The 21104-nt window shown below is 71.3% G+C and carries 15 protein-coding genes; all 15 read left to right on the top strand.

Translation table 11 applies throughout. The annotated features are described in order from the left end of the window. The first annotated feature begins 83 nt into the window (after positions 1-83). Entirely contained in the window at positions 84-2762 is a 2679-nt protein-coding gene (gene ppdK, locus LP52_RS12460; protein ID WP_040273480.1) for a pyruvate, phosphate dikinase, read from the top strand. Positions 2763-2995: 233 nt separating this feature from the next. Beyond that, entirely contained in the window at positions 2996-3952 is a 957-nt protein-coding gene (locus tag LP52_RS12455) for a YdcF family protein (RefSeq protein WP_084723155.1), read from the top strand. A gap of 91 nt (positions 3953-4043) precedes the next feature. Continuing rightward, a complete protein-coding gene (locus tag LP52_RS12450; protein WP_040273479.1) occupies positions 4044-5345 on the top strand; it encodes a deoxyguanosinetriphosphate triphosphohydrolase in 1302 nt (433 codons plus the stop codon). Between the two features lie 533 nt (positions 5346-5878). Beyond that, positions 5879-6673, top strand: a complete 795-nt coding sequence (locus tag LP52_RS12445; RefSeq protein WP_040273478.1) for a putative protein N(5)-glutamine methyltransferase — start codon at positions 5879-5881, stop codon at positions 6671-6673. A 321-nt stretch (positions 6674-6994) separates the two neighbouring features. After that, on the top strand, positions 6995-8023 hold the full coding sequence (locus LP52_RS12440; RefSeq protein ID WP_193789983.1) for a LacI family DNA-binding transcriptional regulator: 1029 nt from the start codon (positions 6995-6997) through the stop codon (positions 8021-8023). A gap of 25 nt (positions 8024-8048) precedes the next feature. Next, positions 8049-9737: a ribulokinase gene (gene araB, locus LP52_RS12435; RefSeq protein ID WP_052809774.1), complete on the top strand. Its 1689-nt coding sequence runs from the start codon at positions 8049-8051 to the stop codon at positions 9735-9737. Between the two features lie 8 nt (positions 9738-9745). Continuing rightward, positions 9746-10450, top strand: coding sequence for an L-ribulose-5-phosphate 4-epimerase (locus LP52_RS12430; protein ID WP_040273477.1), 705 nt, complete (start codon positions 9746-9748; stop codon positions 10448-10450). A 35-nt stretch (positions 10451-10485) separates the two neighbouring features. Next, a complete protein-coding gene (locus LP52_RS12425) occupies positions 10486-11844 on the top strand; it encodes an L-fucose/L-arabinose isomerase family protein (RefSeq protein WP_238580895.1) in 1359 nt (452 codons plus the stop codon). Between the two features lie 286 nt (positions 11845-12130). Next, positions 12131-13447: an ABC transporter substrate-binding protein gene (locus LP52_RS12420; RefSeq protein WP_040273473.1), complete on the top strand. Its 1317-nt coding sequence runs from the start codon at positions 12131-12133 to the stop codon at positions 13445-13447. A 35-nt stretch (positions 13448-13482) separates the two neighbouring features. Continuing rightward, the gene (locus tag LP52_RS12415) at positions 13483-14442 is read left to right on the top strand and encodes a carbohydrate ABC transporter permease (protein ID WP_040273471.1); all 960 of its coding nucleotides are present in this window, start codon (positions 13483-13485) and stop codon (positions 14440-14442) included. Then, positions 14439-15335: a carbohydrate ABC transporter permease gene (locus tag LP52_RS12410; protein ID WP_052809773.1), complete on the top strand. Its 897-nt coding sequence runs from the start codon at positions 14439-14441 to the stop codon at positions 15333-15335. Before LP52_RS12415 ends, LP52_RS12410 begins: the two co-directional genes overlap by 4 nt. A gap of 249 nt (positions 15336-15584) precedes the next feature. Next, positions 15585-17099, top strand: coding sequence for an arabinosylfuranosidase ArfA (gene arfA / locus LP52_RS12405; RefSeq protein ID WP_040273469.1), 1515 nt, complete (start codon positions 15585-15587; stop codon positions 17097-17099). Positions 17100-17149: 50 nt separating this feature from the next. Beyond that, positions 17150-18244 (top strand): multiple monosaccharide ABC transporter substrate-binding protein, encoded by a 1095-nt coding sequence (gene chvE / locus LP52_RS12400; RefSeq protein ID WP_274518808.1) that lies wholly within the window; start codon positions 17150-17152, stop codon positions 18242-18244. A gap of 13 nt (positions 18245-18257) precedes the next feature. Further along, positions 18258-19790, top strand: a complete 1533-nt coding sequence (mmsA, locus tag LP52_RS12395; RefSeq protein ID WP_040273466.1) for a multiple monosaccharide ABC transporter ATP-binding protein — start codon at positions 18258-18260, stop codon at positions 19788-19790. A gap of 6 nt (positions 19791-19796) precedes the next feature. After that, positions 19797-21095 carry a multiple monosaccharide ABC transporter permease gene (mmsB, locus tag LP52_RS12390; protein WP_084723145.1) on the top strand — a complete coding sequence of 433 codons (1299 nt, stop codon included), beginning with the start codon at positions 19797-19799 and terminating at the stop codon, positions 21093-21095. Positions 21096-21104 lie beyond the last annotated feature (9 nt).

The following is a 21104-nucleotide window of genomic DNA, read 5'->3' as shown; positions in this document are numbered from 1 at the left end:
GTGGAAACGCGTCAGCTGGGTAGAGTCGCGCGCATTCCAGGACGAGCGGCCGTTTCCGGTCCTTCCGACAGCAGGGAGCCACCGTGCCCAAGTACGTTTACGAGTTCGCCGAGGGCAGTAAGGATCTGAAGGATCTGCTCGGCGGCAAGGGCGCCAACCTGGCCGAGATGACCAATCTGGGCCTGCCCGTGCCCCCGGGGTTCACCATCACCACCGAGGCCTGCCGGTACTTCCTGACCAACGACGCCATGCCCGAGGGCATCGACGCCGAGATCGACGCCAAGCTGGGCACTCTGGAGCGCGCGATGGGCAAGCGGCTCGGCCAGGCCGACGATCCGCTGCTGGTCAGCGTCCGCTCCGGCGCCAAGTTCTCCATGCCCGGGATGATGGAGACAGTCCTCAACATCGGCCTCAACGACGAGTCGGTGCACGGCCTCGCCGCCCAGTCCGGCGACGAGCGCTTCGCCTGGGACTCCTACCGGCGGCTGATCCAGATGTTCGGCAAGACCGTGCAGGGGATCGGCGGCGAGTTGTTCGACGACGCCTTCGAGGAGGTCAAGCGGCAGAAGGGCGTCACCGGCGACCTGGACCTGGACGCCGCCGACCACCGCAAGCTCGTCGAGCTGTTCAAGGGGATCGTGGCCGAGCACACCGGCAGGGAGTTCCCCTCCGACCCGCGCGAGCAGATGGACCTGGCCGTGCGCGCCGTGTTCGGCTCCTGGACCGCGCCGCGCGCCGTGCTCTACCGCCGCCAGGAGCGCATCCCCGTGGACCTGGGCACGGCGGTCAACGTGTGCGCCATGGTGTTCGGCAACATGGGCATGGACTCCGGCACCGGCGTCGCCTTCACCCGCGATCCCGCATCGGGCCGCCAGGGCGTCTACGGCGACTACCTGCAAAACGCCCAGGGCGAGGACGTGGTCGCCGGCATCCGCAACACGGTTCCGCTGGCCGACCTGGAGCGCCTCGACCCCGCGAGCTACAGCGAGCTCCTGTCGATCATGGAGACGCTGGAGAACCACTACCGCGACCTCTGCGACATCGAGTTCACCATCGAGCGCGGCAAACTGTGGATGCTGCAGACCCGGGTGGGCAAGCGCACCGCCGCCGCGGCCTTCCGTATCGCCGACCAGCTCGTCGACCAGGGCATGATCACCCTCGACGAGGCCCTCTCCCGTGTCACCGGAGACCAGCTCGCCCAGCTGATGTTCCCGCGCTTCGCCGAGGACGCCCAGGGCCACCTGCTGGGCAGGGGCATGAACGCCTCGCCCGGCGCCGCGGTGGGCAAGGTCGTCTTCGACTCCGAAGCCGTCGTCACGCGGGCCCACGACGGCGAGGACGTCATCCTGTGCCGGCGCGAGACCAACCCCGACGACCTCGAAGGCATGCTCTCGGCTGCGGGCATCCTCACCAGCCGCGGGGGCAAGACCTCCCACGCCGCCGTCGTGGCGCGCGGCATGGGCAAGACCTGCGTGTGCGGTACCGAGGAGCTCGACATCGACGTCAAGAACCGCCGGATCACCGCGCCGAGCGGAGAGGTCGTCGAGGAAGGCGACGTCGTCTCCATCGACGGCACCAGCGGCCGCGTCTACCTCGGCGAGGTGCCCGTGGTCGCCTCGCCCGTCGTGCGCTACTTCGAGGGCGAGATCGACCCCGCCGCCGACGACGCCGACGACCTCGTGCGCGCCGTGGACCGCATCATGCGCCACGCCGACTCCGCGCGGCGGCTGCTGGTGCGCGCCAACGCCGACAACGCCGACGACTCCGCCCGAGCCCGCCGCATGGGCGCCGAGGGCGTCGGGCTGTGCCGCACCGAGCACATGTTCCTCGGTGACCGCCGCCGACTCGTCGAGCGGCTCATCCTCGCCGACAACGACGCCGAACAGCAGGAGGCCCTGGACGGGCTGCTGTCCCCGCAGCGTGGCGACTTCGCCGAGGCGTTCGCGGCCATGGACGGCCTGCCGGTGACCGTGCGGCTGCTCGACCCGCCGCTGCACGAGTTCCTGCCCGACTTCACCGAGCTTTCGGTGCGCGTGGCACTGGCCGAGTCGCGCGGCGAGGATCCCGAGGAGGACCGGCGGCTGCTGCAGGCGGTGAGCAGGCTGCACGAGCAGAACCCGATGATGGGCCTGCGCGGCGTGCGGCTGGGCCTGGTGGTACCCGGCCTGTTCACCATGCAGGTGCGCGCGATCGCCCAGGCGGCCGCTCAGCTGCTGAGCGAGGGCCGCCGCCCCCGGCCGGAGGTCATGATTCCGCTGGTGGGCACGGTCCAGGAGCTGGAGATCATCCGCGAGGAGGCCACGCGCGTGCTGAGCGAGGTCGCCGAGGAGTACGGCGTCGAGCTGGACTTCCCCGTCGGAACCATGATCGAGCTGCCGCGCGCGGCGCTGACGGCCGGGCAGATCGCCGAGAGCGCCGAGTTCTTCTCCTTCGGCACCAACGACCTCACCCAGACCGTCTGGGGTTTCTCCCGCGACGACGTCGAGGCCTCGTTCTTCTCCGCCTACCTGGAGAAGGGCGTCTTCGGGGTGTCCCCGTTCGAATCGCTGGACGTGGAGGGCGTCGGGCGGCTCATCGACATCGCCGTCGAGGAAGGGCGCGCCGCACGGCCCGGGATCAAGCTCGGCGTGTGCGGCGAGCACGGCGGCGATCCCGACTCGGTGCACTTCTTCCACCGCGCCGGCCTGGACTACGTCTCCTGCTCGCCGTTCCGCGTGCCCGTGGCCCGGCTGGAGGCCGGCCGGGCCGCGGTGCGCGGCTGAGCCGGCGCGGGGCCCGGGCCGGCGCGGCCCCGTCGGCGCCGGGCGGCGCCCCGCAGGCGGATGCCGCCCGGCGCAGCAACGCCCGCGGTGTCGGTTATCGTCAGGTATCCGACGAGCGAACCGGGGGGTGAGCGGTGCCAGCTGGGGGCGACGATCGCGGCGCCGGCGTGCCGAACGAGCCGGCCGGACACGAACCGGGCGCGACCCGGGTCTTCTCCCGGCCGGGATCCGGCGTGCCGGATTCCCCTCAAGACCGCACGCAGCCGCTCTCCCGCGAGGATTACCCGGGGGCCGAGGCACCGGGGGAGCGGGCGGCGGACGCCTACGGCCCCACCGCGTCCTCCGGACCGGCCGACCGCGCCGCCCCCTACGGCGGCGGTGATCCGGGTGCCGGCGCCGATCCGGTCGGTGCCGGCGGCGAGGAGCGGACCAGAGTCCTGCGGCGCACCGGCCCATCGCCCGGCACGGTCCCCGGGTCCCAGCGGGAGCCCGACCCCGCCGGGCCCGAGCCCCGCGCGCCGTACCGGCGCGGCGGTGGGCCGGGCGGGTCGCCGCCCCGGCCGCCCCGGCGGCGCCGCTTCCGGCTGCGCTGGTTCGTGGCGCTGGTGCTGCTGCTCGTGCTCGCGGCCCCGCCCGCCACGTGGGCGTGGGTGTGGTACACCGCGCGCGCCGACGAGCGCCCCGCCTCCGACGCGATCCTCGTGCTGGGCGCCAGCCAGTACAACGGCCGTCCTTCGCCGATCTTCGAGGCGCGGCTCGCCCACGCCGAGGAGCTCTACCGCGAGGGCGTCGCCCCCGTCCTCGTCACCGTGGGCGGGAACCAGCCCGGCGACAACTACACCGAGGGCGGCTCCGGGCGCGACTGGCTGGTCGAGCAGGGCGTGCCCGCCGACGACGTCGTCGCCGTCGAGGAGGGCGGCGACACCCTGCAGAGCATCACGGCGGTCGCCGGCGTCTTCGAGGAGCGGGACTGGTCCAGCGTGGTCATCGTCAGCGACCCGTGGCACAGCCTGCGCTCGCGCCAGATGGCCGAGGACCACGGTATGGAGGCGGCCACTTCGCCGTCGCGCTCGGGACCCGCTGTGATCGAGCGGGAGACCCAGATGTGGTACATCACCAGGGAGACCGCGTCGCTCTGGTACTACTGGCTCTTCGGTGACAGCACCGACATCGAGGTCGACGCGGCCTGATCCCGTCGGCGCCCGCAGCGGAAGGTCGCCGCAGCGTACGGGGTTGCGGCGGCGCCGCTGTCGGTGGCGTTGCATAGAGTCGACTGTGACCATGGCAGCGATCGACGAGACCCCACCGCCCGGATACAGCGCCGGCGACCGGCAGCGCTGGGCCCCCGAATCCGCGAAGAGCCGCTCCCGCAGCCCGTTCGAACGCGACAGGGCGCGGGTGCTGCACAGCTTCGCCCTGCGCCGCCTGGCCGCCAAGACCCAGGTGGTGCAGCCGGGCGCCAGCGACTTCCCGCGCACCCGGCTGACCCACTCGCTGGAGTGCGCCCAGATCGGCCGCGAGCTCGGCGGGGCGCTGGGGTGCGACCCCGACCTCGTCGAGGCCGCGTGCCTGGCCCACGACCTGGGACATCCGCCCTTCGGCCACAACGGGGAGAAGGCCCTGGACGCCGCAGCGGCGGCCTGCGGCGGTTTCGAGGGCAACGCGCAGAGCCTGCGGCTGCTCACCCGGCTTGAGGGCAAGGTCGTCGTCGACGGCGGCGCACTCGCCGGCGCCGCAGGCATCGGTCCGTCCGCGGAGTCGGCGAGCGCTGGCCTGAACCTCACCCGCGCGACGCTGGACGCCACACTGAAATACCCTTGGCCGCGCGGCAGCGGAGACGGGCAGAAGTTCAACTGCTACCCCGACGACCTGGCGGTCTTCGAATGGATCCGCGCGGGCGCCGCGGACGCCGGCGGCGGTCTGCCGCCGCTGTGCTTCGAGGCCCAGGTCATGGACTGGGCCGACGACGTCGCCTACTCCGTGCACGACCTGGAGGACGCGCTCTACGCCGGTATGATCCGGCTTCCCGCGCTGCACAGCAGCGCCGAGCGCGCCGAGGTGTGCGCGGTGGCCGCCGCGCTCTACGCCGACGCCGGGCGGGGCGAACTCGAAGAGGTCTTCGCCGAGCTGATGGCCGAGCCCTTCTGGCCCAAGGAGTTCTCCGGCGACCTGGGGTCGCTGGCGGCGCTGAAGAACCTCACCAGCGAACTGATCGGCCGCCTGTCCCGGTCGGCCGTGCAGGCCACCCGCGCGTCCTGCGGCCCCGAGCCCATCACCCGCTACACCGCCGACCTGGTCCTCCCGCGCCGCAGCCTGCTCGAATGCGCCCTGCTCAAGGCGCTGACCGCCCACTACGTCATGGGTCGCACGGAGGCCGCGGCCTACCAGGCCCGCGAGCGCGAGATCGTGACCGGACTCGTCGACGCGGTCCACCGGGGAGCCCCCGCCACCCTCGACGGCCCCTTCCGCGCCGCCTACGAGCAGGCGCCGGACGACACCGCCGCCCTGCGCGTGGTCATCGACCAGATCGCGTCCCTCACCGACACCTCGGCCCGCGCCTGGTACGAGCGGCTCGCCGGATGACCGCGTGTTCGCGGGGAGGGGAGAGCGTGGTCGGCGCGGGAAGCAGCGCCGACCGGCGGGCCTACCGCGGCCGGCTGCGCGACCTAGGCGACCGGGCTTTCCCCCGTTGATCTTGTACTTACGGTCACATGTGATCGCTCACAATGACCGTAGGTACAAGATCAACGCTGATGCGAAGAGCCGGGACCGGGCCGGCCGCCGCGTCGGGTGGGTGACCGGCGGACGTCGGCTGCGGCGGGCGCGGGCACAACCCACCGCCTTCGCCGCCCTCCGCCGTGAACGCGACCGGCGGGCGCCCGGTGCGATGGCCGCCGGGCTCAGCCCGGCACCGTGCTAGCGTGGCGCACACCCGGAGCCGGAGTCGCCGCGCCTTCGGGCGGCCGTGCCGCCGTGCCCGTCGTACCGGGCGCCGGACCGAGGAGGTGAGCCCGATCCCCGCTGTGGTAGGCAGGGCGCTTCCCGCCTGTGGTCGCTTCACCGACTCGCTCTAGGCGGCCGCCGGGGAGGCCCGCAGAGGCACCCCGAGAGGCTACATGCCGATTTCGACGCCATCCCTTTCCTTCTCCTCCGTCGTCGCCCGGCTGCGCCGGGCCGGATGCGTATTCGCCGAGGACGAGGCCGAGATCCTGCTTTCCTGCACCCGCGGCTGCGACGGCCTGGAGGCGATGGTCGAGCGGCGGGAGGCGGGGGAACCGCTGGAGTACGTCGTGGGCTGGGCGGAGTTCTGCGGACGGCGCATGTCCGTCGAGCCCGGGGTGTTCGTCCCGCGCAGGCGGACCGAGTTCCTCGTGGGCCGGGCGGTGGACCTGGCGCCCGAGCGGCCGGTGGCGGTGGACCTGTGCTGCGGGTCGGGTGCCCTCGGTGCGGCGCTGGCCGCAGCCCGCCCCGGGACCGAACTGCACGCCGCAGACCTCGACCCGGCGGCCGTGCGGTGCGCGCAGCGCAACCTCGCCGACGTCGGCGGGCGGGTCTACGCAGGCGACCTCTACGATCCGCTGCCGCGCAGCCTGCACGGGCGCGTCGACGTGCTGCTGGCCAACGTGCCCTACGTGCCCACCGGCGAGATCGCGCTGCTGCCCGGCGAGGCCCGCGATCACGAGGCGCGTGCGGCGCTCGACGGCGGCCGCGACGGGCTGGCGGCGCTGCGCCGGGTGAGCGCAGCGGCGCCGGACTGGCTCGCGCCGGGCGGGTGCCTGCTCTTCGAGGTCAGCGAGCGCCAGGCGCCCGCAGCCGCGGCGATCGCCGCGGCCGACGGGCTCGCCGCGCGCGTGGCCGCCGACGAGGACGCGGGCGCCACGGTGGTCGTCGCGACGGCCCCTGAGGGCTGACCCGCCGGGGACGCCGAGCGACCGACTGCGCGCCGGCCGCCTCGGCCCGCGCCGGCCGCCTCGGCCCGCGCCGGACTCGCCGCTGGCCGGCCGCCTGGCCGCCTCACCTCCCGCTCTCCCCGCCGCGCCCCGGCGTGCCGACGGCGACCGCCGCGCGTGTCGGGCGCATCACCGCGGGTTCCGCCGGGCCGTGTTTGCCGACCTGTTGTGAGCCGGGTTACGTGCACCTCTTGACGGGGACGAATGTTAGCGCTAACAATGTTGCCCACGTCACCAGCGCGCAAACAGCGCGTTTCGCACGTCGATGCAGCAGGAGTACGCATGTCGGTACCCGTTGGGCGCAGTCCGGTCATGGCCGACGTAGCGCGGCTGGCCGGAGTGTCCCATCAGACCGTCTCGCGCGTGCTCAACGGACACCCCAACGTCCGCACCGAGACCCAGGCCCGGGTCCAGGCCGCGATCGAGGAACTGGGCTACCGCCGCAACTCCTCGGCGCGGGCGCTGGTCACCCGGCGCACCGGCGTGATCGGCGTCGTCGCCTTCGACACCACCCACTACGGCCCCGCTCAGACTTTGTCGGGCATCGAGCACGCCGCCCGCGCCGACGGCTACTTCCTCAGTGTGGTGACGCTGCAGACGGTCACCCGCCAAGCCGTCAGCGAGGCGATGGACTACCTCGCCCAGCAGTCGGTCGAGGGCTACATCGTCATCGCGCCCAAACGCGCGGTCGTCGAAGGACTGGCCGGACAGCCCGCCGATCGCCCGGTTGTGGCGGTCGAGGGCGGCGAGGCTCCGGACCTGCCCGTGGCCTGCGTCGACCAGGAAGGCGGCGGCTACCTCGCCACGCGCCACCTGCTCGACCAGGGCCACCGCACGGTCCACCACATCGCCGGGCCCGACGACTGGCTGGAGTCCGAGGGCCGTATCGCCGGCTGGCGCCGGGCGCTGGCGGAGGCGGGGGCTCCGGTGCCGGAGCCGCTCTACGGCGACTGGCGGCCCCGCTCGGGCTACCGGATCGGCGCGCAGCTGGCCGGCGACCCCGACGTCTCCGCCCTGTTCGTGGCCAACGACCAGATGGCGCTGGGTGCGCTGCGGGCGCTGGGCGAGGCCGGGGTGCGGGTGCCCGACGACGTCAGTGTCATCGGCTTCGACGACATCCCCGAGTCCGAGTTCTTCACCCCGCCGCTGACCACGGTGGCCCAGGACTTCAGCGAAGTGGGCCGCCGCGGCATAGAACTGCTCATCGACATGCTGGAGGCCCCCGCCGAATCCACCTCCCTGCACCCGGCGCGCAGCGTGGTGCCCGCCCGCTTGGTCGCCCGAGTCAGTACCGCCCCCGCCCGCGCCTGAGCCGACCGCCCCTCGGAGGATCCCCATGGACGAGAAGGACGAGAATGTGAGCGCTCACAACGACGACGTCGTCATCGGCGTCGACTTCGGAACCCTTTCGGGGCGCGCGGTCGTCGTCCGGGTCGCCGACGGCGCCGAACTGGCCAGCGCCGTGCACGAGTTCGAGCACGGTGTCGTCTCGCAGACCCTGCCCGGCTCCGGCACTCCGCTCGCCCCCGACACCGCACTGCAGGTGCCCGAGGACTATCGGGCGGTGCTGCGCCACACCGTGCCCAAGGCACTGGCCGCCGCGGGCGTGTCGCCCCAGCGCGTCGTCGGCATCGGCACCGACTTCACCGCCTGCACCGTGCTGCCCACCACCGCCGACGGCACCCCGCTGTGCGAACTGCCCGAGTTCGCCGACCGCCCCCACGCATACGCCAAGCTGTGGAAGCACCACGCCGCCCAGCGCGAGGCCGACGACATCAACGCCCTGGCCGCCGAACGCGGCGAGGACTGGTTGGCCCGCTACGGCGGCAAGATCAGCTCCGAGTGGCAGTTCGCCAAGGGCCTCCAGGTCCTGCGCGAGGACCCCGAGGTCTACCGGCGCAGCGACCGCTGGATCGAGGCCGCCGACTGGATCGTGTGGGTGCTGTGCGGCGCCGAGACCCGCAACGTCTGCACCGCCGGCTACAAGGGCATCTACCAGGACGGCGCCTGGCCCGACCGCGACTACCTGGCCGCGCTGCACCCCGACTTCGCCGGCTTCGCCGAGGAGAAACTCGCCCATCCGCTCATGCAGTTGGGCGAGCGCGCCGGGGGCCTCTCCGCCTCCGCCGCAGCCCTCACCGGGCTGCCCGAGGGGATCGCGGTGGCCGTCGGCAACGTCGACGCCCACGTCACGGCCGCCGCGGCGCAGACCGTCGAACCCGGCAGGATGCTCGCCGTCATGGGCACCAGCACGTGCCACGTGATGAACGGCGAGTCCCTGGCCGAGGTCCCGGGCATGTGCGGCGCGGTGCGCGACGGCATCGCCCCCGGCTACTGGGGCTACGAGGCCGGCCAGAGCGGCGTCGGCGACATCTTCGCCTGGTTCGCCCAGAGCCACATGCCGGCCGAGTACCAGCGCGAGGCCGACGAGCTGGGCGTCTCCGCGCACGACCTGCTCTCGCGCAAGTCCGCCGACCAGCCCGTCGGCGGCCACGGCCTCGTCGCCCTGGACTGGCACAGCGGCAACCGATCGGTGCTGGTCGACCACAGCCTCTCCGGCGTGATCTGCGGGCTGACCCTGGCCACCCGGCCCGAGGAGGTCTACCGCGCGCTGGTGGAGTCCACCGCCTTCGGCACCCGCACCATCTTCGACGCGTTCACCGGCTCCGGCGTGCCCGTCGAGGAGGTCACCGTCGCCGGCGGCCTCAAGCGCAACGCCTACGTCATGCAGATCTACGCCGACGTGCTCAACCGCCCCCTGCACGTCGCCGACTCCGACCAGGGCCCGGCGGTGGGCTCGGCCATCCACGCCGCCGTGGCGGCCGGCGCCTACGCCGACATCCGGACCGCCTCGGCGGCCATGGGCGGCGCCACCCGCGACGCCGTCCTGCCCGACCCCGAGCGCGCCGCAGCCTATGACCGGCTCTACGCCGTCTACACCGAGCTGCACGACCACTTCGGCCGCGGCGGCAGCGACGCGCTGCACCGCCTGCGCGCCGTCCGCAACGAGAGCCTCACCCGTTGAAGGACGCCATGACAGCACTGTCCACACTCCCCCCGGAGACCGCCGAAGCGCTGCACGCCACGCGCGAGAAGGTGTGCGCCCTGCACGCCGAGCTGACCCGCTGGAACCTGGTCACCTGGACCAGCGGAAACATCTCCGAGCGGGTACCCGGCACCGACCTGATCGTCATCAAGCCCAGCGGAGTCACCTACGAGGATCTGACCCCGGCCTCGATGGTCGTCTGCGACCTGCACGGCGCCCCGATCGAGGACGGCTGCTCCCCCTCCAGCGACACCGACGCCCACGCCTACGTCTACCGCCACATGCCCGAGGTCGGTGCGGTGGTGCACACCCACAGCACCTACGCCACGGCCTGGGCGGCCCGGGGCGAAGCCGTCCCGTGTGCCATCACGGCGATGGCCGACGAGTTCGGCGACGACATCCCCGTGGGGCCCTTCGCCCTCATCGGCGGCGACGACATCGGCCGCGGCATCGTCGCCACCCTCACCGGCCACCGGTCGCCGGCGGTGCTGATGGCCCAGCACGGGGTCTTCACCATCGGCAAGGACGCCAAGTCCGCCGTCAAGGCGGCTGTGATGTGCGAAGACGTCGCTCGCACCGTGCACCTGGCCCGCCAGCACGGGCCCGTCCACCGGCTCGCCCAGGAGCACATCGACGCCCTCTACGACCGCTACCAGAACGTCTACGGCCAGAGAAAAGGGACCGACTCGTGAGCGAACGCCTTCCCACCATCGGGATCCTCGGCATCATGCAGCCCCTCTACGACGACATGATCCCGGGCATCACCGACCGGCAAGCCGGCTACGCGCGCCGGATCGCCGACAGCCTGGCCGACGTGGCCGACTGCGTCGTCGCCGACCCGGTACGCGGGCGCGCCGACGCCGAGCGGGCGATGCAGGGCTTCGAGAACGACGACCTGGACGGCGTCCTCGTCGTCATGCTCACCTACGGCCCCTCCCTGCGCGTCACGCGGGTGCTGCACGAGGCGCGGCTTCCGCTGTGCCTGGCCAACATCCAGCCCGACCCGGTGGTGACACCGGAGTGGGACATGGACGACATGACCTACAACCAGGGCATCCACGGTGCGCAGGACACCGCCAACGCCATGGTGCGCGCCGGCCGCGCCTTCGACGTCATCACCGAGGAGTGGCCCGGCGACGCCTTCCGCGAGCGCGTCGGCCGCTGGGCCCGCGCCGCCCGCGCCGTCACCGCCTGGAAGCGCCTCAAGATCGGCATCTTCGGCTACGCCATGAACGGCATGGGCGACGCCCGTGTCGACGAGACCGCCTGGATGCGCAAGCTCGGCCCGGAGATCGAGTACATCGCCCCCGGCGAACTGCACCGCACCATGGCCGAGCTGCCCTCCTCGGCGGTCGAGGCGCTGATGGCCGAGGAGGACGAGCGCTTCGAGGTCGACGAACGCCTGTCCAAGCAGGAGCGCGACGACCACGCGCGCATGCAACTGGCCCTGGAGCGGCTGCTCGTCGACCGCGCGTGCGGCGCCTACTCCACGCACTTCGACGCCATCGCCGAGGACGGCAGGTTCACGCGGCTGCCGATGGCATCGGCCTCCAGCCTGATGGCCCAGGGCTACGGCTTCGCCGGCGAAGGCGACGCGCTGGCCGCCTCCGTCGTCTACGCCGGCCACCAGCTCGCCGGCGACGGGCACTTCACCGAGATGTATGCGATGGACTTCCCCACCGACTCGATCCTGATGAGCCACATGGGGGAGGGCAACTGGAAGGTCGCCCGCGACGACGAGCCGGTGCGGCTGATCAAGCGCCCGCTGGGCATCGGCGGCCTGGACGACCCGCCCACACTGCTGTTCCGCATCCAGCCCGGCCCGGCGACGCTTGCCTCGCTGGTCGCCTTGGGCGGCGAGCGCTTCCGGCTGGTGGTGGCCGAGGGCGAGGTCCTGGACTCCCAGAAGCTGCCGGCCCTGGAGATGCCCTACGGCCAGTTCCGCCCCGCCTCGGGCGTGCGGGCCTGCATGGACGCCTGGCTGCGCGCCGGCGGCACCCACCACATGGTGATGAACCTCGGTCGCACCGCCGCCGACTGGAAGGTCTTCTGCGACATGGCCGACATCGACTTCGTCCAGGTCTGACACGCGAATGCGGCCGCGGGTCCGACCCCTGCGGCCGCACCCCGCCGACACCGGCGCCCCCGCCGGGCGGTCGCCGGTGGGGGCGACACCTGCACCCGCATCCGCCGACAGCACGTACACCGACCGGCACGCACAGCACACGCACCCAGCGCGCGACCTTCGCGTGAAGGCCGGCCGAGGCGCCCCATTCGCCTCCGGCCGGCCCGCAGGGGCGCCGCAGACGCGCCTCCATCCAGCGGCCTTTGGGGGGCGGCCGCACCAGCGCAGCGAGAGCAGAGGAGTCGCCATGCGCAAACAAGAGACCACCGGCTCCCGGTCGGCCCCCGTCCTGGGACGGCGCGCGTTCCTGGCCGCCGGCATGGCCGCGGCCGGGACGGCCCTGGCCGGCTGCGGCCCGGCCGACACGGTGCTCAGCGGCAAACAGCGGCTGCGCCAGTGGAACCTCTTCACCGGCGGCGACGGCGCCCGCATGGTGGAAATGCACGAGGCCTACCGCAAGCAGCACCCCGGCATCGATTTCCAACCCTCCACATTCCAGTGGGGAAACCCCTACTACACCAAGTTCGCGATGGGCGCCGCGGGCGGTCGCGCCTTCGACATCGCCACCCTGCACGTCTCCCGCATCCGCGGCCTGGGCGCCGGCACCCTCCTCTCCCCTGTGCCCACCGACCTGCTCGCCCAGCACGGCATCACCCGCGACACCATCACGCCCAACATCTGGGACAAGTGCACGATCGACGGCGAGCTCTTCGCCATCCCGCTGGACACCCACTTGATGGTGAACTACTTCAACCGGCCCGTCTGCGAGGAGGCCGGGGTCCTGGACTCCGACGGCAACCTCGTAGCCGTCAGCGACGAGGACGAGTTCTTCGAGGTGTGCGCGGCCGTCAAGGAGGTGACCGGCCAGTACGGCGTCGTGACGGACACGACGCACGCCTGGCGCCCGTTCTGGTCGCTCTACCGCCAGCTCGGCGGTGAGCTCACGCTGGAGGGCGAACTGGGCATCGACGACGACAAGGCGCTGCGGGCCCTGGACTTCCTGCGCCGCCTCTCCCAGGACGGACTGGCGCCCAAGTCGTCCGACGGGGCGGCCACCCCCGCCAACTTCCAGAACGGGATCGCCGGACTGATGCTCTCCGGCAACTGGGAGCTGCCCACGCTCAAGGACGCCGGGATGGACTTCGGCATGCGGCCCTTCCCCGGCATCTACGGCGAGGAACTGGGGCAGGGCGACTCCCACTGCTTCGTCCTTCCGGTGCGCCGCGAACCCGACGAGGACGCCGTCGCCGCCGCCGTCGAGTACGCGGCCTGGATGCTCAAGAACAGTGTCACCTGGGCCGGCGGAGGCCATGTCCCCGCGTATACGCCGGTCACCGAAGGCCGGGAATACGCCGATCTGCAGCCGCAGGCGAACTACCGGCACGCCGCCGAGAACGTGCAGTTCGACCCCTCGGCCTGGTTCAGCGGATCGGCGGCCCAGCTGCAAGCGGACGCTGGCGCGATCTTCACCGGAGTGCACACCGGCGCGGTAACCCCCCAGGCCGCCCTAAACCGGTTCAAGCGCGCCGCCCAGAACCTCATCGACACCACTTCGCCGGTGTAAGCCGTGCGCCGCCCCCCCCTTCTCCGGAGCGTGAAATGACCGTGCACGCCAATCCCACGGAGACGCCGGACGCCGCGCCGGCGCCCCGGTCCTCATCCCCCCCTGCCGTGAGCGGAACCGCACGGCGGTCCGCGGCCGGTATCTGGTTCGTCCTGCCCTTCACCGTCCTGTTCGCCGTCTTCCTGATCTGGCCGCTGATCGCCGGACTGTGGGCCAGCTTCACCGACCGCAGCCTCGCCAAGGAGGACTCCTCCTTCGTCGGGTTGTCCAACTGGGTCGAGATGTTCGGCGACCCCGCGGTGTGGCAGTCGCTGTGGGTGACACTGCTGTTCACCCTGATCACCGTGCCGCCGCTGGTGGCGATCGCGCTGGCGATGGCGCTGCTGACCCATCGCGCGACCGCCCGCATCGGCTGGTTCCTGCGGTTCTCCTACTTCGCGCCGTTCCTGATGCCGGTGGCCGTGGTGACGCTGATCTGGGAGTGGATGTACCAGCCCGAATTCGGCATGATCAACGACCTCCTGGCCACCGTTGGAATCCCCGGGGTGTCCTGGCTCACCGGCGAGGACACCGTGCTTCCGGCCATCGCCCTCACGACCGTGTGGTGGACCGTCGGGTTCAACTACCTGCTCTACCTGGCGGCGCTGCAGGGCATCCCCGCTTACCTCTACGAGGCCGCCGCCCTCGACGGCGCCGGCGCCTGGCGGCGGTTCACCTCGATCACCGTGCCGCTGCTGCGCCGCACCACCACGCTGATCGTGCTGCTGCAGATGGTCGCCTCGCTCAAGCTGTTCGACCAGGCCTACCTCATGACCAACGGATCGGGCGGTCCCAACTACGCGGCCCGGCCCATCATCGGCTACATCTTCGAGAGCGGGTTCACCGGATTGCGCATCGGCTACGCATCGGCGATCTCGTATCTGTTCTTCGCCGTGATCATCGTCGTATCCGTCCTGCAGCTCCGCCTGTTCTCCCGGAAGGAGGACGCGGCATGACCTCCGCAACCCTCACCATCGCTGAGCGGCCCGGCACCCCTGCCGGCCCCGCCTCGGCGCGGCCCCGCCGCCGCTTCAAGGTCACCCCCGGCGGCGCCGCGATCGCCGTCCTGGCGCTGTTCCTCGCCGTGGTCTGGCTCCTGCCGCTGGTCTGGGCGATCCTGACCTCCCTCAAGCCCGAGCCCGAGACGACGGCCGTGCCGGTGCGCTGGCTTCCGCTGGAGCCCACCTTCGAGGCCTACCGCACGGTCATCGCGCGCGGCGAGCTGATGCAGTGGCTGATGAACAGCGTGATCGTCTCCGTCATGGTCACCGTTTTGACCCTGGTCACGTGCGTGATGGCAGCCTACGCCTTCTCCAAGACCGAGTTCTGGGGGCGCAAGTGGCTGTTCGTGCTGTTCATCGCCGGCATCCTGGTGCCGCCTCAGGTGCTGATCGTGCCGCTGTTCGACGAGATGACGTTCCTCGGCCTGGTCGACACCTACTGGGGCGTCGCACTTCCCCAGGTCGTCGCCCCGGTGATGATCTTCATCCTCAAACGGTTCTTCGACGCGATCCCGCGCGATTACGAGGAGGCCGCGAGGATCGACGGCGCCGGGCACCTGCGTGTGCTGTGGAACGTGGTGCTGCCGATGTCCGTACCGATCCTCGCCGCCGTGGGCATCTTCACCTTCGTCCAGGCGTGGAACAACTTCCTGTGGCCGTTCGTGGCGACCACCGATCCGGCGCTGATGACGGTGCCCGTGGGCCTGGGCACTGTCCAGAGCGCCTACGGGATCCTCTACGCCCAGCAGATGGCCGCCTCGGTCCTGGGCGCGGTCCCGCTGATCGTCGTCTTCATGCTCTTCCAGCGCCAAGTCGTGCGGGGCGTCACCGACGCCGGTCTGAAGTGACGGCGTGATGCCCCCCGCCTTTATCGGTGCCCCCGTTCGCGAGAAAGAGGAACCCCCATGCCGACGACGACCACCTGGCCCGGCAACTTCGTCTTCGGAATCGACAAGGTGCACTGGGGCCCCGACGGCCGGCCCCGCCTGAAGCCCTGACCCGACCGCGATCCGCACGCCCCGCAGGGCCGGCGCCCGCCGCCGGCCCCGCGCACGACCCGACACACAGCACGACCAGCCCTTGGGGGAACCCCGCCCATGCTCCACGCGTCGATGACCATCGATCCCGCCTTCCGCGTCGCTCCCGTGAACCGCCGTACCTTCGGTTCGTTCGTCGAGCACATGGGGCGCTGCGTCTACACCGGGATCTACGAGCCCGAGCACCCCGCCGCCGACGCCGACGGGTTCCGCACCGACGTGGCCGACCTCGTCCGCGAGTTGGGCGTCACCACCGTGCGCTATCCCGGCGGCAACTTCGTCTCCGGCTACCGGTGGGAGGACGGCGTGGGGCCCAAGGACCAGCGCCCGGTGCGGCGCGAGCTGGCCTGGCACTCCACCGAGACCAACCAGTTCGGGCTGGACGAGTTCGCGGCCTGGACCCGCAAGCTCGGCATCGAGCCGATGATGGCGCTCAACCTGGGCACCCGGGGCCTGCAGGAGGCCATCGACCTGCTCGAGTACGCCAACCACTCCGGCGGCACCCGGATGTCGGACCTGCGTATCGCCAACGGCAGCCCGCAGCCGCACGGCATCGGCATGTGGTGCCTGGGCAACGAGATGGACGGCCCCTGGCAGATCGGCCACAAGACCGCCCACGAGTACGGTCGGCTGGCCGCCGAGGTCGCGCGGGCCATGCGGATGAGCGACCCGGGCCTGGAGCTGGTCGCCTGCGGCTCCTCGGGCCCGGAGATGGCGACCTTCGGCGCCTGGGAGGCCGAGGTGCTGGAGCAGACCTACGACCACGTCGACTACATCTCCCTGCACTCCTACTACGAGGAGCACAACGGCGACCTGGCCAGCTTCCTGGCCTCCGGCGCCGAGATGGACGCCTTCATCGAGTCCGTGGTCGCCACCGCCGACGCCGTGCGCGCCAAGCTGGGCGCCACGAAACGCATCCGGCTCTCCTTCGACGAGTGGAACGTGTGGTACCGGATGCGCTTCGAGGCCGAGGAGCCCAGCACCGAGTGGCCGGTGGCGCCGCGCGTCATCGAGGACCGGTACCACGTCGCCGACGCCGTGGTCTTCGGCAGCCTGCTCATCTCGCTGCTGCGGCACAGCGACCGCGTGACCGCCGCCAGCCTCGCTCAGCTCGTCAACGTCATCGCGCCGATCATGACCGAGCCCGGCGGTCCCGCCTGGCGCCAGACCACCTTCCACCCCTTCGCGCTGACCTCCGCCAACGCCAAGGGCACCGTGCTTCGGGTGGAGCCGCAGAGCCCGGTGCGCGAGACCGCCCGCTACGGGGAGGTGCCCCTCGTCGACGCGGTCGCCACCCATGACCCCGAAAACGGCGAGGCCGCGCTCTTCCTGGTCAACCGCGCCACCGACGAGCCGGTCACCGTCGACGTGGACCTGCGCGGCCTGCGCGCCGACCGCGTCGCCTCCTGCCTGACCCTGCACGACGAGGACGTCTACGCCGCCAACACCCGCGAGCGGCCCGACCGCGTCGTACCGCGTGAGAACACAGACGTCCGGCTGGAGGGCGGCCGCCTGACGGCCGTACTCCCGCCGGTCTCGTGGACGGTGCTCAAGCTCGCCCTCTCGCTCGCCTGAGCGGCACCGCCCCCGATCCCCCCATGGAAACCCACCCCAAGGAGCACACGATGAAGCGGACTCCCTCCGCCATCCTCTCCGCGGCCCTCGCCGCGGTCATGGTGTTCGCGCTGAGCGCCTGCGGCGGCGTCGGCGACGCCGCCCAGCAGGGCGGCGAGAACGGCACCGTCGGCATCGCGATGCCGACCAAGTCGTCCGACCGCTGGGTCGCCGACGGCAAGAACATGGTCAAGATGTTCAAGGAAGCCGGCTACGCCACCGATCTGCAGTACGCCGAGGACGTGGTCGAGGACCAGGTCGCCCAGATCGAGAACATGATCACCCGCGACGTCGACGCCCTGGTCATCGCGGCGATCGACGGCGAGGCGCTCACCGACGTGCTGCAGATGGCAGCCGACAGCGACATCCCCGTCATCTCCTACGACCGCCTGATCAACGGCAGCGAGCACGTCGACTACTACGCCACCTTCGACAACTTCCAGGTGGGCGTGCTGCAGGCCTCCTACATCGAGGAGTCCCTGGACCTGGAGAACGAGGAAGGCCCCTTCACCATCGAGCTGTTCGGCGGCTCGCCCGACGACAACAACGCCTACTTCTTCTACGACGGCGCCATGTCGGTCCTGCAGCCCTACATCGACGAAGGCAAGCTGGAGGTCCTCAGCGGCCAGACCGAGATGGACCAGATCGCCACCATGCGCTGGAGCGGCGCCGAGGCCCAGTCGCGCATGGACAACCTGCTCAGCTCCCACTACTCCAACGAGCAGCTCGACGCGGTCCTCTCGCCCTACGACGGCATCAGCATCGGCGTCATCTCCTCGCTCAAGGCCGTGGGCTACGGCAGCGACGACCGCCCGCTTCCGGTGATCACCGGTCAGGACGCCGAGCTCGCCTCGGTCAAGTCGATCATCGCCGGCGAGCAGACCCAGACGGTCTTCAAGGACACCCGCGAGCTCGCCGAGGTGGCCGTGAACATGACCGAATCGGTGCTGGACGGCAAGGAGCCCGAGGTCAACGACACCGAGAGCTACGACAACGGAGAGAAGGTCGTGCCCGCCTACCTGCTGGAGCCGGTCTCGGTCGACGAGGACAACTACGAAGAGGCCCTCGTCGACAGCGGCTACTACGACGAATCGGAGCTGTCGTGAGGCGGTGCCGGACATGAGCGACGTACTGTTGCGGATGCGCGGCATCACCAAGGAGTTCCCCGGTGTCGTCGCGCTGGACGACGTGGACCTGGCCGTCGAACGCGGCGAGATCCACGCCCTGATGGGCGAGAACGGCGCCGGCAAGTCGACCCTGATGAAGGTGCTCAGCGGCGTCTATCCGCACGGCGACTACTCCGGCGAGATCCTGCTGGAGGGTCGCGAGTGCGCGTTCCACGGCATCAGCGACAGCGAGAAGGCCGGGATCGCCATCATCCACCAGGAACTGGCGCTCATCCCGCAGCTGTCGGTCGCCGAGAACATCTACCTCGGCAACGAGCGCACGCGCGGCCCCGGTCTCATCGACTGGGGCCGCACGGCCTCGATGGCGCGCGAGATGCTGCGGCGCGTGGGCCTGGAAGAGGACCCCACGGCGCCGGTGTCGACGCTGAGCGTGGGCCGGCAGCAGCTCGTCGAGATCGCCAAGGCGCTGTCGAAGCGGGTGGAGCTGCTGATCCTGGACGAGCCGACCTCGGCGCTGAACGAGGCCGAAAGCGACAACCTGCTGCGCCTGCTGCTGGAGCTCAAGGAGCAGGGCATCACCTCGATCCTCATCTCCCACAAGCTCGGCGAGGTCACCCGGGTCGCCGACTCGGTGACGGTGCTGCGCGACGGGCGCACGATCGAGACGATCGCCACGTCCTCGGGAAGCGTCGAGGAGGACCGCATCATCCGCGGGATGGTCGGCCGCGACCTCGACGAGCGCTACCCCGAACGCACCCCCGACATCGGCGGGGTGCGCTTCGAGGTGCGCGACTGGACCGTCGACCACCCCACCCAGCCGGGCCGGCGGGTGGTCGACGGCGCGGGGCTGAGCATCCGCCGCGGCGAGATCGTGGGACTGGCGGGGCTGATGGGCGCGGGCCGCACCGAGCTGGCGATGAGCGTGTTCGGCCGGTCCTACGGGCGCTACGTGGACGGTGCCGTCTACAAGGACGGCGAGCCGCTGCACGTGCGCGACGTCGACGACGCCATCGCCGGCGGCATCGCCTACGTGCCCGAGGACCGCAAGGAGCTCGGGCTGATCCTGGACGACGACATCCGGCGCAACCTGACCCTGGCCGGGCTGCACCGCGTCAGCAGGCGAACGCTGATCGACCCGGCCCGCGAGGCTGTGGCCGCCGACGAGATGCGCACCCGCATGCGGGTGAAAAGCAACGGCGTCAACCAGGCCACCGGCGAGCTCAGCGGCGGCAACCAGCAGAAGGTCGTGCTGGGCAAGTGGATGTTCGCCGAACCCGACCTGCTCATCCTGGACGAGCCCACGCGCGGCATCGACGTCGGCGCCAAGTACGAGATCTACACGATCGTGCAGCGCCTGGCCGCCGAGGGGGCGTGCGTGCTGATGATCTCCTCGGAACTGCCCGAACTGCTGGGCATGTGCGACCGGATCTATGCGATGTGCGAAGGGCGCATCACCGGGGAGGTGCCGCGCGAGGAGGCCGACCAGGAGAACCTGATGAAGCTGATGACCACGACGAAGGCGTGACGGGCCATGCAATCAACACCACTCGTGCGCACACTGCGCGACCTGGTGCGCAACAACGCGCGGCAGTACGGCATGGTGATCGCGCTGGCGGTCATCGTCGTGCTGTTCCAGATCCTCACCGGCGGCCTGCTCCTGCGGCCGCTGAACATCACCAACGTGATCATGCAGAACTCCTACGTGCTGATCCTGGCCGTAGGGATGATGCTGGTGATCATCACCGGGCACATCGACCTCTCGGTGGGCTCGGTGGTCGCGTTCACCGGCGCGGCCTCGACCGTGCTGATGACCAGTTGGGGGCTGCCGCCGCTGGTGGTGGTGCCGCTGGCCCTGGTCATGGGCGGTCTCATCGGCGCCTGGCAGGGATTCTGGATCGCCTACGTGCGCATTCCGGCGTTCATCGTCACCCTCGCCGGGATGCTCATCTTCCGCGGCGCCACCCTGATCGTGCTGGGCGGGCGCTCGATCGGCCCGCTGCCGCAGTCGGTGCGCATGTGGGCCAGCGGGTTCATCCCCGGCTTCACCGAGGGGCCCCACCTGCTGACGCTCGCGCTGGGCGCCGCCGGGTCGGTCGCCCTGGTGTGGATCCAGTGGCGGGTGCGCGCCCGCAACCTGCACTACGGTCTGCCGGCCCTCTCCGCGAAGATGACCGCGGCCAAGTCGGCGGCGACCGCGGCCGTGGTGATGCTGTTCGCCTACGCGCTGGCCGACTACAACGGGATCCCGATCGTGGGGCTGCTGCTGCTCGCCCTGATCGTGGGTTACGCCTTCCTGATGAAGTCGACCACCGCGGGTCGGCGCATCTACGCCGTGGGCGGCAGCGAGAAGGCCGCCCGCCTCTCCGGGGTGAAGACCCGGCGCACCACGTTCTGGGTGTTCGTCAACATGGGCGTGCTCTCGGCGCTGGCCGGCCTGGTCTTCGCCGCGCGGCTCAACGCGGCCACCCCGGGCGCGGGTGAGATGTTCGAGCTCGACGCCATCGCCGCGGCCTTCATCGGCGGGGCCTCGGCCTCCGGCGGTGTGGGAACCGTGATCGGTGCCGTCGTGGGCGCTCTGGTCATGGGCGTCATGAACAACGGCATGTCCATCATCGGCCTGGGCGTCGACTGGCAGCAGGCCATCAAGGGCCTGGTGCTGCTGGCCGCTGTGGCGTTCGACATCTACAACAAGCAGCGCGTCGGGTCGGGCCGCGCGGGCGGCAGCGCCGCCCGGAAGGGCTCGGGCGATCCGTCGCCGCCGCCCCGTGCTGCGCAGGCGGAGGGGGACGAGGACCGAACCGAGACGGTCTCGCCGGCACCGCCGCGCTGACGCCGCCGG

The organism is Streptomonospora alba, from assembly GCF_000826685.1.
Taxonomy (GTDB): domain Bacteria; phylum Actinomycetota; class Actinomycetes; order Streptosporangiales; family Streptosporangiaceae; genus Streptomonospora; species Streptomonospora alba.
This window is presented reverse-complemented; position numbering and strand designations above follow the sequence as displayed.